Source organism: Dermatobacter hominis (assembly GCF_020715685.1).
GTDB lineage: Bacteria > Actinomycetota > Acidimicrobiia > Acidimicrobiales > Microtrichaceae > Dermatobacter > Dermatobacter hominis.
Window position 1 is genome coordinate 1688623 of sequence record NZ_CP085840.1, and the last position, 14848, is coordinate 1703470.

Annotated in this window: 14 protein-coding genes; 5 read left to right on the top strand and 9 right to left on the bottom strand. The window is 74.5% G+C overall.

The window, feature by feature from the left end; translation table 11 throughout:
• Positions 1–40 precede the first annotated feature (40 nt).
• The gene (locus tag LH044_RS07805) at positions 41–1714 is read left to right on the top strand and encodes an alkaline phosphatase D family protein (protein ID WP_227759294.1); all 1674 of its coding nucleotides are present in this window, start codon (positions 41–43) and stop codon (positions 1712–1714) included.
• A gap of 15 nt (positions 1715–1729) precedes the next feature.
• Here LH044_RS07805 and LH044_RS07810 read toward each other — a convergent pair whose 3' ends face one another.
• Together LH044_RS07810 and LH044_RS07815 are read right to left on the bottom strand one after the other, a co-directional pair.
• Positions 1730–2599 (bottom strand): acyl-CoA thioesterase, encoded by an 870-nt coding sequence (locus LH044_RS07810; protein WP_227759296.1) that lies wholly within the window; start codon positions 2597–2599, stop codon positions 1730–1732.
• 87 nt (positions 2600–2686) lie between these two features.
• Entirely contained in the window at positions 2687–3583 is an 897-nt protein-coding gene (locus tag LH044_RS07815) for a phytanoyl-CoA dioxygenase family protein (RefSeq protein WP_227759298.1), read from the bottom strand.
• Between the two features lie 148 nt (positions 3584–3731).
• Between LH044_RS07815 and LH044_RS07820 the strand changes: the two genes are divergently transcribed.
• Complete coding sequence (locus LH044_RS07820; protein WP_227759300.1) at positions 3732–5207, top strand: ABC transporter substrate-binding protein; 1476 nt, start codon at positions 3732–3734, stop codon at positions 5205–5207.
• A gap of 21 nt (positions 5208–5228) precedes the next feature.
• On the opposite strand, the gene LH044_RS07825 is transcribed toward LH044_RS07820, so the two are convergent.
• The 3 genes from LH044_RS07825 to LH044_RS07835 are packed head-to-tail and all read right to left on the bottom strand — an operon-like array spanning position 5229 to position 7833.
• Positions 5229–6521, bottom strand: a complete 1293-nt coding sequence (locus LH044_RS07825) for a DegT/DnrJ/EryC1/StrS family aminotransferase (protein ID WP_227759301.1) — start codon at positions 6519–6521, stop codon at positions 5229–5231.
• Positions 6521–6985: a MarR family winged helix-turn-helix transcriptional regulator gene (locus tag LH044_RS07830; RefSeq protein ID WP_227759303.1), complete on the bottom strand. Its 465-nt coding sequence runs from the start codon at positions 6983–6985 to the stop codon at positions 6521–6523. The genes LH044_RS07825 and LH044_RS07830 overlap by 1 nt, the downstream gene beginning before the upstream one ends.
• On the bottom strand, positions 6982–7833 hold the full coding sequence (locus LH044_RS07835; protein WP_227759304.1) for an SDR family NAD(P)-dependent oxidoreductase: 852 nt from the start codon (positions 7831–7833) through the stop codon (positions 6982–6984). Before LH044_RS07835 ends, LH044_RS07830 begins: the two co-directional genes overlap by 4 nt.
• A 39-nt stretch (positions 7834–7872) precedes the next feature.
• Here LH044_RS07835 and LH044_RS07840 point away from each other — a divergent pair, with 39 nt between their 5' ends.
• Genes LH044_RS07840 through LH044_RS07850 form a run of 3 tightly spaced genes read left to right on the top strand, consistent with a single transcriptional unit; the run spans position 7873 to position 9799 of the window.
• Positions 7873–8634 carry an SDR family NAD(P)-dependent oxidoreductase gene (locus LH044_RS07840; protein WP_227759306.1) on the top strand — a complete coding sequence of 254 codons (762 nt, stop codon included), beginning with the start codon at positions 7873–7875 and terminating at the stop codon, positions 8632–8634.
• 51 nt (positions 8635–8685) lie between these two features.
• A complete protein-coding gene (locus LH044_RS07845; protein WP_227759308.1) occupies positions 8686–9222 on the top strand; it encodes a nitroreductase family deazaflavin-dependent oxidoreductase in 537 nt (178 codons plus the stop codon).
• Between the two features lie 19 nt (positions 9223–9241).
• The gene (locus LH044_RS07850; RefSeq protein ID WP_227759311.1) at positions 9242–9799 is read left to right on the top strand and encodes a GNAT family N-acetyltransferase; all 558 of its coding nucleotides are present in this window, start codon (positions 9242–9244) and stop codon (positions 9797–9799) included.
• A 24-nt stretch (positions 9800–9823) separates the two neighbouring features.
• Here the strand turns inward: LH044_RS07850 and LH044_RS07855 are convergent, their stop codons facing one another.
• From LH044_RS07855 to LH044_RS07870, 4 genes are all read right to left on the bottom strand, one after another.
• Positions 9824–10633 (bottom strand): enoyl-CoA hydratase/isomerase family protein, encoded by an 810-nt coding sequence (locus LH044_RS07855; RefSeq protein ID WP_227759313.1) that lies wholly within the window; start codon positions 10631–10633, stop codon positions 9824–9826.
• A gap of 32 nt (positions 10634–10665) precedes the next feature.
• The gene (locus tag LH044_RS07860) at positions 10666–11451 is read right to left on the bottom strand and encodes an acetolactate synthase large subunit family protein (RefSeq protein WP_227759315.1); all 786 of its coding nucleotides are present in this window, start codon (positions 11449–11451) and stop codon (positions 10666–10668) included.
• Positions 11452–11815: 364 nt separating this feature from the next.
• Positions 11816–12595 carry a hypothetical protein gene (locus tag LH044_RS07865; RefSeq protein WP_227759317.1) on the bottom strand — a complete coding sequence of 260 codons (780 nt, stop codon included), beginning with the start codon at positions 12593–12595 and terminating at the stop codon, positions 11816–11818.
• Between the two features lie 67 nt (positions 12596–12662).
• On the bottom strand, positions 12663–14756 hold the full coding sequence (locus LH044_RS07870) for a YceI family protein (protein ID WP_227759324.1): 2094 nt from the start codon (positions 14754–14756) through the stop codon (positions 12663–12665).
• Positions 14757–14848: the final 92 nt, after the last annotated feature.

Here is a 14848-nt window from a genome sequence, read left to right on the forward strand (position 1 = left end):
ACCTCGGCGGGAGGGCTGCTGGGCCAGGGGTGGTGCGGTCATGGGCGATGGGGCGCGGCGCGACGAGATCCGCTGGACGGCCGACGGCCGGGGGGTGAGCCGGCGGGGCCTGCTCGCCGCGCTCGGCCTCGGGACCGGCGCGGTGGTGCTGGGCGGGTGCGTGGTCACGGCGCCGGCGGTGCACCCGCCGCCGCCTGCGGGCGAGCACGAGGGCGGTCCCTTCCCCGACGGCGTGAAGGCCGGCGACCCGCTGCCCGACGGTGCGGTGATCTGGACCCGCACGACCGCCCCGGCCGACGGCGCGCCCGTGCCGGTCGTGTGGTCGGTGGCCGCGGCCGACGGCCCGCTCGACGGCGAGGCCGGGTGGGACGAGCTCGTCGCCGGCGGCGTGGTGCTGGCCGACGCCGCCCACGGCCACACCGTGTCGGTCCGCGTCGACGGCCTGGCCCCCGACCGCTGGTACCGGTACCGCTTCGAGGTGGCGCCGGGCGCCACCTCCGTCGCCGGCGCGGTGAGCCGCGCCGGTCGGCTCCGGACGGCCCCGGCCGCGGGCACGGCGGCGGACCACCTCCGGTTCGCCTTCTGCGGCGACCAGCAGATCAACGACAGCTGGTTCGTCGCCCACCGTGCGATCGCCCGGGAGCCGGGCCTCGACTTCTTCGCGCACCTCGGCGACTACGTGTACGTCCACGACGTCGCCACCGTCACGCTCGACGACTACCGGGGGACGTACCGGCGCTGGCACGCCCAGCCGATGCTGCGGGACCTCCACTCCGCCCTGCCGATCGTGGCGACGTGGAGCGACGGCGAGTTCTACAACGGGGTCGACCGCACCGGGCCGGCCGAGCGCATCGCCGCCGCCAAGCAGGCGTGGTTCGAGCACTTCCCGGTCGCCGACGACGGCAGCAGGCGGCCCGAGCGCGCCTTCGGCTGGGGTTCGCTCGCGGACGTCGTCGTCCTCGACGACCGCACCCACCGCGATCCGACCGTCGGCGGCGTGAACCGGATCGACGGCGACGGGCTCGAGGTCCACGACCCGACCCGCACCGCCCTGGGCGCCGAGCAGTACGCCTGGCTGACGTCGACCCTGCAGGCATCGACGGCGCGGTGGCGCATCGTCGCCGAGGACTACCCGATCGCGCCGTGGCGGCTCGTGAACCTCGAGTTCCTCCGGCCCTTCCGGCCCGACATGCCGCCCGGCGCCGGCCTCTACATGCCGGCCGAGGTCTGGGACCAGTACATGGCGCAGCGCGCCGACCTGCTCCGCTCCCTGGCCGACCACGGCGTCGCCGACCTCCTGTTCTGCGCGGCCGAGACGCACATCTCGCTGACCTCGGACCTGCGCGCCGTCCCGACCGACCCGTCCTCGCCGGTGCTGGCCGCCGACGTCACCGCGCCGTCGCTCACCGCCGACCCCGACGTCCGGAGGGCCTACCTGCCCGACCTGCCGACCGAGGTCGCCGACGAGGTGCTCCACCTCGCCGAGCGCTGGGTCCTGTCGCAGAACGCGCCGGACATGCGGTTCATGGACCTGGTGCACCAGGGCTACGTCGTCGTCGACGCCGACCCGGAGCGCATCGAGGTGACGTACCGGTTCGTCGACACCGCCGACCCCGACGCCACGGCCGTCGACGGGGCGCGGTTCCGCCTCGTCCACGGCCGCCCCGGGCTGGAGGTGCTGCCGGTCGCCACGCCGATGGGCTCCCTCGCGTGAGGGCTCGGCGGCGGTTCAGCGGCGGCCGAGCTGCGCGAGGGCCTCGACGTCGATGATGCGCATCGCCGCGGTCTGGCTCGCCGTGGCGACGAGGTGGCCGTCGGGCGTCCAGACGTGCACCACACCGTGGCCGAACCCGCCGTGGGCGAGGTGCGGGCGCAGGTCGAGCAGGACCCAGTCGGTCTCGACGGGCTCGCCGACCCGGATCGTGTTGTCGAGGCTCATGCCGATCGCCAGCACGCCGAGGGCGCTCGACACCGACAGCGGGACCATGTCGGCCATGTAGGCGATGATCGCCGGCGTCGCCGGGCCGCCGTCGCGGCGCCGCACCCACAGGGCCATGCGGCCGGGGCCGGGGTCGGGGTGCGAGCGGATCTCGGGCGCCCGGAACTCGAGCGCCCGGTGGAAGCCCACGTCGGCGGGCAGCTTCGGCATCTCCACCCCGGGCGGCAGCCGGTCCCGGAACGACGCGAACGGCCCGCTCCACGGCCGGGCGTCGTCGGGGTCCGCCACCTCGGGGCGCCGCTCGAAGCCGGCCGACGGCAGGTCGCCCCCGGTGCGGCCCATGGCGCCGAGCGAGGCGAACATCACGCGGCCCTCGGCGTCGGTCCCGGTGACCCTGACCTGGGTCGTTCGGCGGCCCTCGGCGAGCGCCTCGGTCGCCACGGTGATCTCGGCGCCCGAGGGCGCGGTCGACACGAACTGCGTCGTCGTCCACAGCACCGACCGCTCGGTGAAGAACTCGGAGGCGGCGATCGACGCCGCGATCGCCGTGCCGCCGTAGAGCTTCCCGTCGAGGCGGGCGAGGTGGTCCTCGACGGTGAAGTGGAACCGTCCCGGCTCGTCGCCGGGCACCAGGTCGAGGAAGTCGACGTCGGACTGCATGGCCGACCACCGTACGTTTCCGACGGCGCGGTGCGACACGCCGCCCCGACGGCCCGCCCGTGCCGGCGGCCCGACCGCCGGCCCGGGCTACGCCCCGAGGCGGGTCGAGCGCACCGGTCGGCCCCCGACCACCGTGGGCCGGTTGAGCACCGGGTCGTCGAGCGCCCGGCGCCGGCCGTCGCCGGCGGGATCGCCGTCGATCGCCTCGGCGCCGTCGGGCACGTACTGCACGATGTAGGCCTTGCGCACCTCGTCGGTGGTGTTGCGGCGCGTGGCGTGCGGCGTGAGCGAGGTGAAGACGACGACGTCGCCCGCCCGGACCGGCACGTCGACCGCACGGTCCCAGTCACCCCAGCACTCCTCGCCGATCGGCGTGTGGCGGTGCTCGAGGGTGCCGTCCCGGTGCACGCCCGGGACCACCGAGATGCAGCCGTTGTCGGGCGTGGCGTCGGTGATCGCGATCCAGCACGTCACGTACGACTGCGGCTCGACGTAGGTGTAGCCGTTGTCCTGGTGCCACAGCACCGGCTCGGCGGAGCGGGGCTGCTTGTACACGGCCTGCTCCCAGTAGAGGCGCACGTCGGGGCCGATCAGGTCCGCGCACACCCCCGCCAGCAACGGGTCCTCGCAGACGGCGGCCAGCACGTCGGAGCCGCCGACCATGTTCGGCGACACGGTCTGGGTGTCGAGGCCCGCCACCGAGAGCCGGCCGTCGGGCAGGCCCTCGAGCAGCTCGCGCACGAGCGCGTCGCCCGGGGCGATGGCCCGGTCCAGCTCGGCGAGCTGCTCGGCGTCGAACGCACCGGGCAGGACGAAGCAACCGAGGCGGTCGTAGTCGGCGGCCTGCGCGTCGGTGATCGTCGTGAACGGTCCGACCGGGGCGCGCCACTCGTGGTCGCGGTTCCACGGGTGCGGACGGCGCACCATCGGCGCGGGCCTCCCGGGGTCGGCGTCACCGACCGGCTCGATCGCGTCGAGGGCCATCGGTCGAGCGTAGTGACACGCGGCACGCCGCCGCCGCTTGTCACCTGAACGCCCGCTCGGTCCAGACTGTCGCCCGACCTGCGGCGGGCGGGTCCCTCCCGGCCCTCCCGCGCGCCACGACACCGCACGAACGAACGACGAGGGACCGATGTCGCACCGCTCCAGCCGCCCACGCACCGCCCTGGCGATCGCGGCGCTCCTGACGATCTCGGTGCTCGCCGCCGCCTGCGGGGCCCGGGGCGGTGAGAACGTCACCGATGCGGCGGAGATCGACGGCACGGCGGAGGGTGCGCCGGCGACCGCACCGGCCGACGACGGCTCCGGCGTCGACTCGCCCGACTTCGGCACCGTCGCCGCACCCTGCGGCGACGGCGACCTCTCGGTGGCCGACGGCGAGCAGCAGGGCGCCGAGGGCACGATCCAGATCGGCGTCCCGAACGACCGCGGCGCCACGATCCGGCCGGGCCTGCAGAAGCCCATCTGGGACGCCTCGGTCGCCTTCGCCGCGTGGTGCAACGCGCAGGGCGGCATCGGCGGCCTCCAGATCGAGCTGATCGACATGGACGGCAAGCTGTTCGAGGTCGAGTCGGCCATGCAGAGGGCCTGCGGCACGGCGTTCGCGCTCGTCGGCGGCGGCAACGTGCAGGACGACCTGCAGTTCTCCGGCAAGGAGGGCTCGGACTTCCACAAGTGCGGGATGATCGACATCCCCGCCTACGCCGTGTCGACCGCCAAGTCGATGAGCAACGGCCAGGTGCAGCCGGTCCCGAACCCGACGGACTCGATCTCCAACACGTGGTTCCGCGACTTCGCCGCGCTGTACCCGGACCAGGCGGCCACGTGGGTGCCGGTGTGGGGCAACCTGCCGTCGCTGAAGACGGTGAAGACCAAGCAGGAGGCCATCATCGGCGACGTCGAGGGCATGGAGCAGGTCGGCGAATTCAACTTCCCGCCGATCGGCACCACGGACTGGACGCCGCTCGCGCTGTCGATCATCGACTCCGGCGCCACCTCGATGACGTGGACCGGCGAGTCCCCCGACGTCGCCAAGCTGCTCGAGAAGCTGCGGGACCAGGGCTGGGAGGGTCGGGCCCTGCTCGAGACCAACCAGTACGACCGGCTCTTCCTCGAGTCCGGCAGCCCGCAGGCGCTCGAGGGGACGCTCGTCCGCATGGCGCCGCACATGCTCGAGGAGGCCGATGAGTGGCCGGCCGTCCGCAAGTACCTCGACCTCGTCGACGAGTACGTCGACGGCGGTGAGGTCGCCCTGCTCGGCATGCAGTCGATGTCGGCCTGGCTGCTGTTCGTCACGGCGGCCAGCGCGTGCGGCGAGGCGAACGACGGCGTGCTGACCCGCGACTGCATCATGGAGCAGGCGGCCGCGGTGTCGGACTGGACCGGCGGTGGACTCCACGCCCCCCAGGACCCGGACCAGGGCACGAAGGCGCAGGCCAGCACGTGCAGCATGCTGGCGATGGTCGAGGACGGGGCGTTCGTCCGCCGGTTCCCCGAGGTCGGCGGCGAGGGCGACGACGGCGACGGCTTCCACTGCCCGGCCGACGGCCTGACCGAGGTCACCGCGGACGTCGGCCAGGGCGAGGTCGACCCGAGCCGGGGCTACTGAGCCCCGGCGGAGACGGCGGCGCTACCGGTCGCCCGGCCCTCCGGGCCGCGACCCGAGCGTCGCGACGAACCCGTCGAGGCACCGCCCGATCCACTCGCAGTCCTCGTCGGTCAGCGAGTGGCTGTTCGGCAGGATCAGGCCCCGCTCCATCACGACGTCCGCGTTCGGGAGGCCGGCGTCGGGCACGCGGAACGGCGTGTCGCGGAACGCGGGCTGGCGCGTGGCGTTGCCGGTCCACACCATCCGGGTGTCGATCCCGTGCGACTCCATCCACGCCTGGAGCTCGGCACGGCGGATGCCCGACGACGGCCGGATCAGGAACGGGAACATGTGCCACGCGGTCTCGACGCCGTCGGTCACCCTGGGCAGGACGAACAGGTCCTCGTGGCGGGCGACGTGCGCCCGGGTCACCTTGAAGCTGCGCCGGCGCCGGGCGAGGTTCTGGGGGAGCTTGTCGAGCTGCACGAGGCCGAAGGCGGCCGACAGCTCCGAGGGCTCGAAGTTCCACCCGGCCTCGTCGAAGATGAAGAGGTTGTCGTACTCGATGTCGGCCGCTCCGCCGGCACCGTCGATCGTGGAGAAGAAGCGGCGGTCGACGCCCTTGGTCGAACCGAACAGCTGCACCTCGGAGCGCCGGCCCCAGCGCCGCAGCAGCAGGGCCCGGTCGACGAGGTCGTCGTCGTCGAAGCACACCATCCCGCCGGTGCCCGCGGCGGTGATGATGTGCGAGAGGGCGAAGCTCGTCAGCGAGATGTCGGCGCGCGACCCGGTCGGCGTGCCCCGCAGCGTCTGGCCGAGCGCGTCGCACGAGTCCTCGACGACGACGAGGCCGTGGCGGTCCGCGATGGCGCGGATCACGTCCCAGTCGGGCGCGTTGCCGATCAGGTCCGGGGCGAGGATCGCCCGGGTCCGCGGGCCGATCATCTCCTCGATCCCGTCGACGTCGATCTGGAAGGTGTCGGGGGTGACGTCGACGAAGGCCGGCACGATCCCCGACCGGACCATCGGGGCGAGGTCGGTCGAGAACGTGACCGCCGAGGTGACGATCTCGTCGCCGGGCGCCAGGTCGAGCACCTCGATGGCCAGGTAGAGCGCCGAGCTGCCCGAGTTGCACATGACGCCGCGCCGCTTGCCGAGCAGCTCGGCGACGCGGCGCTCCATCTCCCGGACGTTGCGGCCGATCCGCAGCGCGGTCGGCCCGCCCCGCAGCACCTCGACGACGGCCTCGACCTCGCGCTCGTCGTGGACCGAGCCGGCGTAGTCGATCCGGTGCGTCCCCATCGGCGCGCCCTCGCCGTCGCCCGCTGCTGCCATCACCGCTCCTCCCGTGCGAACGGCACCCGCTGCAGGTCGGCGACCAGGCGGTCGACCACCCGCACGAGCCCTGCTCGATCCGTCGTCGACCAGTCGCCGAGCACGTCGGCGAGGTAGGCGGTCCGCAGCTCGACGATCCGCCGGAACGCCTCGCGGCCGGCCTCGGTCGGCGCCACCACCCGCACCCGCCCGTCGCGCTCGTCGGCGCGCTGGCGGACCAGGCCCTCCCGCTCCAGGGCGCCGACCTGCCGCGCCGCCACGGCCGGATCCATCGCGGCGCGGGCGGCCAGCTCCTTCATCGACAGCGGCCCCGACGCGAGCGTCCGCAGGACGGCGTAGCCGGCACGCGAGACCGGTGACCCGACCGCCTCGGTCTGGCGCGACAGCGTGCGCCGCCCCATCGCCAGCCGGAAGAGCCGCTCGAGCGAGGCCTCGACCTCGTCGAGGTCGCCGGGCGCGGTCACGGCGCGGCGGCGTCGTCGAGGAGCACGGCGTCGAGCCCGTGGACGGGCTGGCCGAGCTCGGCGAGCAGGTCGCCGCTCACGAGCGTGCGGCCGGTCACCCCGACATCGCAGGCGCACAGCGCGACCACGGCCTCGACCATGTGCTCGAGCGGCTCGATCTGGTCGGGCCGCAGTCGGTCGCCGACCAGCGCGTCGGCGCCCTCGCTCAGCACCGCCGCCCGCGGCGACACGGAGTTCACGCGGATGCGGTCCTCGAGCAGCTCCGCGCCGAGGCCGTTGCTGATCCGGTCGAGCGCCGCCTTCGACGCCCCGTACTCCGCGATCGTGGTGCCGGTGATCCCGAGGTCGAACGGCGGCCCGTCCCAGTGCACCGCCGAGCGGCTCGAGACGTTCACGATCCAGCCCTCGCCGAGCCCGCGCATGCCGGGGAGCACCGCCTGGGCCAGGTCGACCGGCGCGTGCACGTTGACCTCGAACATGAGGCGCCGTCGCCGGAGCGGCATCTCCGCCAGCGGCGCGTAGATCGCGGCCGCAGCATCGTTGACGAGGACGTCGACCGGCCCGCCGAGGCCGCCGACCGCCTCGGGGACCACACGCGCGCGGTCGGCCTCGTCGGCGAGGTCCGCCACCACCGTCGCCACCGTGGCGCCGAGCGCGGTCAGCCGCTCGGCCGTCTCACGGAGGCTGCCGGCCAGCCGGCCTCCCGGCGCGTCGGTCCTGGCGACGATCGCGACCGCAGCCCCTTCGGCCGCCAGGCGTTCCGCCACGGCGGCGCCGATGCCGCGGCTCGCACCGGTGACGATCGCCCGCCGCCCCTCGAACCGCCGCAGCGCGGGCCCCGGATCCATGCCCGGATGGTACTTGACCTCGTCAAGTACCATGTGGCGATGTTCGACCTGACCGGCAGGACCGCGCTCGTCACCGGCGGCGGACGGGGCGTGGGTGCCGGCATCGTCCGGGCCCTGGCCGGGCAGGGTGCGGCCGTGGCGGTCAACGACCTGGACACCGGTCGCGCCACCTCGGCGGCCGAGGAGGTCTCGGCGGCCGGCGCCCGGGCCGTCGCCGCGCCCTTCGACATCACCGACGCCGCCGCGGTCACCCAGGGGGTGGCGACGGCGGCCGATGCGCTCGGCGCCCCGTTCGACATCCTCGTGAACAACGCCGGCGTCCCGGCCGGCATGGGCACCGTGCCGTTCAGGGACATGGACCCGGAGGAGTGGCGTCCGTTCGTCGACCTCAACCTCTACGGGTCGCTGCACTGCATCCGCGCCGTCGTCGACCCGATGGTCGAGCACGGACACGGCCGCATCGTGCAGATCTCCTCCGGCGCGGCCCGCACCGGTCTCGCCTTCGGGGTCTCGCTGTACGGCGCGTCGAAGAGCGCCATCGAGGGGTTCGTGCGCCACCTCTCCCAGGAGCTCGCCCCGACCGGGGTCACCGTGAACTCGCTCGCGCTCGGCATGCTGTCCAACGTCGTGCCCGACGGTGCGACCGACGCGGCGGTGGCGGGGCTCGTGCGCAGCGTCCCGGTGGGCCGGCTGGGCGAGCCGGCCGACGTCGGCGCGGCGGTCGTGTACCTCGTGTCCGACGAGGCCTCGTGGATCACCGGCCAGACGATCGGGCTCGACGGTGGCGCGACGACCCGCTGAGCGCCGCCCCCGATCCGTTCCGGTGGATGGGGACGTGGGATGCTTCCGGACATGACGACCAGCGGACAGCCGATCGGCGTGGGGACCGGCGGCGCCAGGAGCCTCAAGGACCGGATCACCGGCGTGAAGATCCCCGGGTGGGTCCTGGCCTCGCGGCCGTTCCGCTGGGCGGCGCCGAAGGTGCTGCCGCAGACCCACAAGGTGCTGCACCGGCTGAGCGGCGGGCGCTGGATGTTCGACTCGAGGGCGCAGCCGATGTGCATGCTCACCACCACCGGGGCGAGGAGCGGCCAACCCCGGGAGACCCCCTTGGCCGCCGTGCCGATCGAGGACGGCAAGCTGCTCGTGGTCGGGTCCAACTTCGCGAGCGACCGGCACCCGGCGTGGACCGGCAACCTGCTCGCCCACCCCGACGCCACCGTCGTGTTCAAGGGCAGCTCGTACCCCGTGCGGTCGCGGCTGCTCACCGGCGACGAGCGGCAGGCGCGCTGGGACGAGCTGCTCGGCTGGTTCCCGAACTGGCGCGACTACACCGAGGTCACCGACCGGGAGTTCCGCGTCTTCGAGCTGTCGCCGGCCGACGCCTGAGCCCCGCTCCTCGCCCCCCGTGCACGACGGCTTCCGCCTGGCCACCACCGACGACGTCGACGAGCTCGTACCGCTCGTCCACGCCGCCTACCGCGGCGAGGCCACCGACGCGACGTGGACGACCGAGACCCACCTGATCGGCGGCCAGCGCACCGATCGGGACATGGTGCTCGACGCCATCACCGGACCCGACGCCGCCGTGCTGGTCCTCGTCGACGAGGCGGACGACGGTGCCGGGGCGGGCCGGATCGTGGCCTGCTGCGAGCTGGGCCGGCCCGACGCACGGGGTCGCAGCCTGCTCGGGATGTTCGCCGTCGACCCCGGGCGGCAGTCGTCGGGGCTGGGCCGCCGCACGCTCGCCGCCGGCGAGCGGCTGGCGGCGGAGTGGGGCGCGGCCGCGGTCGAGCTGCACGTGATCGACGTCCGCCACGAGCTGATCGACTGGTACCGGCGCCGGGGCTACGAGCTCACCGGTGAGCGCCTGCCGTTCCCGTACGACGACGACCGCTTCGGGATGCCGCGCCGCGACGATCTGCGGTTCGCCGTGCTCGTGAAGCGGCTGCCCGGTCGCTCCTGATCCGGGGCCCTCCCGGTCGCCCGCTCAGCGGACCTTCGGGACGATCCGCTTCCCGGACGAGAACACCTCCTGGCCCTCGAGCAGGGCCTCGGTCGAGGTGCCGAGCTCCAGGAAGAGGTTGCCGAGGTCGGTGGCCTGCAGGCCGGGCAGGTCGCGGGCCGCCCACAACGTGCGCACCGTCGCCTGGACGGCGACCGCCGGCTGGGACGCCACGACCGCGGCCAGGTCGTGGGCGGCCCCGCGCAGCTCGTCGGCCGGCAGGACCTCGCTGACCAGGCCGATCCGCTGCGCGGTCTCGGCGCCGATCCGCTCGTGCGCCCCGGTGATCGCCATGCGCAGGACGTCGCCGAACGGCATCCGGCGCAGCAGCAGGATCGGCTCGTACGCGGCCACCATCCCGTAGGTGACGTGCGGGTCGAAGAAGGTGGCGTGCTCGGCGGCGAGGATCACGTCGGCCTCGGCGAGGAAGTAGAAGGCGCCGCCGCAGGCCATGCCGTTGACCGCGGCGATCACGGGCTTCCACAGGCCCTGGCTCTTGGGGCCGAGCAGCCTGCCGGGGTCCTCGTACGTGAACGGGTCCAGGCCGAACTCCTCGACGCTGTCGCGGTCGATGCCCGTGCAGAACGCCTTGTCCCCCGAGGCCGTGAGCACGACCGCCCGCACCTCGTCGGCGTGGCGCAGCGCCTGCCAGACCGTCGCGACCTCCTGGGTCATGGTGGGGTCGAACGAGTTGTAGACGTCGGGACGGTCGAGGGTGACGGTGGCGACGCCGTCGGCGACGTCGAGGGTCACGGTGGTCAGTTCGAGGTCGGCGAGGCCGGCGGCGGAAGGCATCCGGCGAGCCTATGCGGGTGCCGATCGGCCGTTCAGGTCCGGCCGGCAGCCGGGTCCGCCGCATCGGGGCGCGGGCCGAGGCCGCCCCAGGCGGTGACCTCGCCGGCCGCCGCGACGATCTCCGCGAGCTGGCCGTCGTCGGTCGCGAGCGAGACCTCGCCGCCGCGCCCGACGACGCCGGCCAGGCGGTCGCGGTGCGCCGCCGCGTCGAGCGCGTCCCCGTCGTCGGACCACCGCTCGACCGCCACCGGGACGCCGAGGCGGGCCGCGGCGTCGAGGCAGGCCCGGCCCGGACCGCCGAGCTCGTCGACGACCGCCAGCGCGGCCCGGTCGGGATCGAGCAGCCGGGCCACCGCAGCGGTCGCCACCGCGGAGCCGAGCGCCCGGGGGTCGCTGCTGACCACGACGCCGCGGAGGCCCTCGGTCGGGACCGTCCGCGCCACCCAGAACCCGGCGGGTCCCGGGTCGGCGGCGACGACGCCGCTCCCCCCGAGCAGCTCGCCGTACGTGCGGGTCGCCCGGGTCGGCGCGAGCGGCGCGGTCGTCCGCTCCCAGCCGGCCTGCGTGACGGTCGCGAGGGCGGCGAACAGCGGCGGCCGCTCGATCGGGGTCGGGGGTCGACCGGTGCGTGCCGCCAGCGGCGCCAGCGACCACGGGTGGACGTCGACGACCGGCGCCAGGCGCCACGCCCCGCCGAGCTCGGCGGGGTCGAGCCCGGTCGCGACGATGAGGTCGGCGTCGGCGAGCCCGCCGAGCTCGGCGTCGCGGGCCTGGAGCCCGGCGGTGGCGAGGTGGTGCGGGCTGCGCCAGTCGAACACCCCTTCGCGCCCCAGGTGTTGAGCACCCCGACGCTCAGCGCCCGAGCGAGGGCGCGCAGGCCCGGGACCGAGTCCAGGTGCACCACGCCGGGACCCGCGAGGACGACGGGTCGTCGGGCCGACCGGATCGCCTCGACGACGTCCTCGGCGGGCTCGGGCGGCGGATCCGGCGCGACCCCGACGTCGTGGCGCACCCGGACGTCGCCGTCGCCGAGGTGGACGCCGACGGCGCCGGGCCGCAGGCGGTGGTGCGCCTCGGCGAACAGCTCGGCCACCTCGGCCGGCACCTCCACGTGCCGGGCGACCGCGACCTCGGGGACTGCACCGCGGAGGGACGGCCCGTAGACGGTGAGGCCGAGGAGGGTCACAGCTCGTCGAGCGGGCGGCGGTCCGACTCCTGCGGCTGGCGGCCGGTGCGCAGCGGTGACAGGGGGGCGTCGACCATCAGCTGCCGCCGCCACCGCGCCCCCACCCCGCGCAGCTCGGCCGCCCACGCCTCGAGCGCGCCGCCCGGCTCCCACGCCCGCTCGTAGGCGACCCACGACGGCCAGTCCGGGATCGCCCAGATGGCGATCGCCTCGGACCGGTCCGCCATCGCCACCTCGTAGGCGCCGACGGCGGTCGACCCCAGCGCCTCGACCGCGGGCCGGCCCCGCTCGCCGAGCGCGGCGAGCAGGTCGCCGGACGCGCCGGGCGCCACCGTGAACAGCTCGTGCGCGTACACGGCGCCCCGCACGCCGTCGGCGCAGAGCTGCTCGACGGGGCGGGTCCACGGCGTGGGCACGACGATGCGGTCGAACCCGCCCCGGCGCAGCGACGCCGCCACCGACCACCACGCCGCGAGCGACGGGTCCTGGTCGCGGCCGCCCGCCGTCTCGTGCGCGAGGTTCGCGGCCAGCCCGTCCCAGCCGCGCAGCTCCCACATGTTCACGACCTGCGGCCAGGCGCCGGTCGAGCCGATCGTCGACCAGACGCCGAGGCAGAGCTGGTCGCGCTCCTGGCGTGCGATCGGGCACCAGTTCGCCGTCATGTGCTGGACGTAGCGGGCGCGGTTGTGGCCGATCACGTCGATCAGCTCGTGGATGTAGATCCGGGGTTCGGCACCCGCCGGGTCGGCGGGCGCGGCGGAGGCGTCGTCGTTCACGTCTGCATGCTGCCCCGACCGGCGGGTCGTCGGCGCCGGACGGCCCGACCCGACGGGCGCGGTCCGATCAGCCCTCGGGCCGGATGGTGACCGTCGAGAAGCACATCTCGTCCCGGGTGCCCTCGGCGAACACGATGTAGCGCGGCTGCGGGTCGAAGCGCAGGTTGCGGTCCCAGGAGCACGACACCCGGATCGTGTCGCCCTTCTTCACCGTCACCCGCTCGACGGGCTGGTAGTTGAGCTGCCAGTCGAAGTCCCACGTCGGGATGTCGAGCAGCACCTTCTGGCCGGCCGTGTCGGGGTTGAGGGTCATCCGGTACGAGGAGCCGAGCTCGTGCATGTGGCCGAGCACGTCGACGATGTCGCCGTCCTCGCGGATCCGGTAGTCGCACGTGGTGGTGGCGGTGACGCCGTCGGACGTCGCGGCCAGCTCCTCGGGCTTCGTGCGGCAGATGCGGTTGAGCGCGTCGCTCACGACGGCGGCGCCGGGACCGAACCGCTGGGCGACGTCGGCCAGCGCGGCCGGGCGGTCGCACAGCCCGCCCGTGAGGCCGCCCGGGCACGGGATCTCGACGGGGCCGATCAGCTGCGAGGTGTGCAGCGGGATCAGCGACATGTCGTGGGACAGCTCGAGCGCCATCGTCGAGCGGTCGGGCGGCGCGTCGGCGTCGTAGTGGTAGTGGATCTGCACGACGAGGAAGTCGCCGGGCTCGAACTCGTAGCCCACCCCGTCGCCGAAGTCCTGCGGTCGCTGGCCGGGGACCCACCCGCCGACGAGCGCGCCGGCGGTCGAGTCGCCGCCCATGCCGGTGGCGCACGACCAACCGCCGCCCGGATCCGCCGCGTCGCGCGCCACGGCGTCGGCCATGGCGCGGGCCGGCCGCTGGTACACGAGGGCGTGGTGGACGATCTGGAGCTGGTCGGGTTGGAAGTTCGACCCGGTCAGGAACGTCGGCTCCGTGAGGTGCGGGTCGAGGATGAAGCAGCGGTAGTCGTCCTTGGTCGCCGGACCGCCCTGGTACGGCTCGGGCAGCGACAGCGTGACGTCGGCCCGCGGCAGCGGCACCTCGGGCTCGGCGGGCGCCTCGACCTTCGTCGAGTCGGGCACGTCGAGCGGCGCACCGGCCTTCGCCCAGTCGACGATCGTCGAGATCTGCTCGTCGGTGAGGCCGCGGGCGTGCTGGAGCTCGATGCCCTCGTCGGAGGGCGGCCACGGCGGCATGTACTCCGCCTTCGTCACCACGGCCAGGCCGTCGGCGACGTCTGCGGCGTCCCGCGCGTTCGCGAGCTTCCACATGGAGGCACCGACGGCGCCGCGCTCGTGGCACGACGCGCAGTTCTGCTCGAGGATCGGCTGCACCTCCTTCGAGAACGACGGTGCGTCGGAGGTGTCGCCGGCCCGGTCGTCCACCGCCGAGGCGAGGACCGTGGGCGGCTCGAAGCCGCGGCCGTCGACGGCGGTCAGCCGGAGGGCGACCTCCATGTCGTCCTCGGTGCCGACGAGCCCGGCCTTGGAGATCGGTCCGACGCCGAAGTCCGACATCTTGATGGTGGTCGTCGCCGTCGCGGTCAGCGTGTCGCCCTCGACCGACGCGTCGACCGACCAGGTCGTGGGCCGGTCGACGCCCTTGACGTGGAGCGTGCCGTCGATGGTGGCGCCGTCGACCTCGGTCGCGCTGGCGTCGTCGGGCAGGCTGACCGTCGCGTCGTCGAGGCGGACCTCGGGGTGCTCGGACGACTCGAGGAACTCGTGGCGGATCATCTTGTCGCGGAGCGAGTTGTCGCTCTCCAGCTGCTCGACGTTGACGGCGATCGCACCGAGCCGGACCGACGCCGCACGGCCGTCCGCGCCCGGACCGACGCCGACGTCGCCGGCGATGCCGTGGGTGACCAGCTCGACCTCGTTGTCGGCGCCCGCGAGCTCCTCGGTGACGTGCACCGTGGCCGAGGAGCGCTCGGGATCGATTCGGTACACCGTCTCGCCCGGCCCGGCCTCGAGGGGCTCGACCACGGGGAGGCTGAGGTCGACCTCGTCGTCGGCGAGCAGCGCGGCGCTGATGATGCTGCGGTTCATGACGGCGCCGACGCCGAGGACGACGAGCACCGTGGCGGCGAACGTGCGCCACGGGTGGCGGCGCACGGCCCGCACCGCGCCCGTCATCGGAGCGACCCCCTCGTCGAAGCGAACCTCACCGTCATCCCCCGTCCCCCGCTCCCGTCGTGCGGTCGTCGGCGCCGCTCATTCGTGATCGG

Coding starts and splice junctions, on each gene's coding strand:
- LH044_RS07805 (WP_227759294.1), top strand. CDS start 41: ATGGGCGATGGGGCGCGGCGCGACGAGATCCGCTGGACGGCCGACGGC.
- LH044_RS07810 (WP_227759296.1), bottom strand. CDS start 2,599: ATGCAGTCCGACGTCGACTTCCTCGACCTGGTGCCCGGCGACGAGCCG.
- LH044_RS07815 (WP_227759298.1), bottom strand. CDS start 3,583: ATGGCCCTCGACGCGATCGAGCCGGTCGGTGACGCCGACCCCGGGAGG.
- LH044_RS07820 (WP_227759300.1), top strand. CDS start 3,732: ATGTCGCACCGCTCCAGCCGCCCACGCACCGCCCTGGCGATCGCGGCG.
- LH044_RS07825 (WP_227759301.1), bottom strand. CDS start 6,521: ATGGCAGCAGCGGGCGACGGCGAGGGCGCGCCGATGGGGACGCACCGG.
- LH044_RS07835 (WP_227759304.1), bottom strand. CDS start 7,833: ATGGATCCGGGGCCCGCGCTGCGGCGGTTCGAGGGGCGGCGGGCGATC.
- LH044_RS07840 (WP_227759306.1), top strand. CDS start 7,873: ATGTTCGACCTGACCGGCAGGACCGCGCTCGTCACCGGCGGCGGACGG.
- LH044_RS07845 (WP_227759308.1), top strand. CDS start 8,686: ATGACGACCAGCGGACAGCCGATCGGCGTGGGGACCGGCGGCGCCAGG.
- LH044_RS07855 (WP_227759313.1), bottom strand. CDS start 10,633: ATGCCTTCCGCCGCCGGCCTCGCCGACCTCGAACTGACCACCGTGACC.
- LH044_RS07870 (WP_227759324.1), bottom strand. CDS start 14,756: ATGACGGGCGCGGTGCGGGCCGTGCGCCGCCACCCGTGGCGCACGTTC.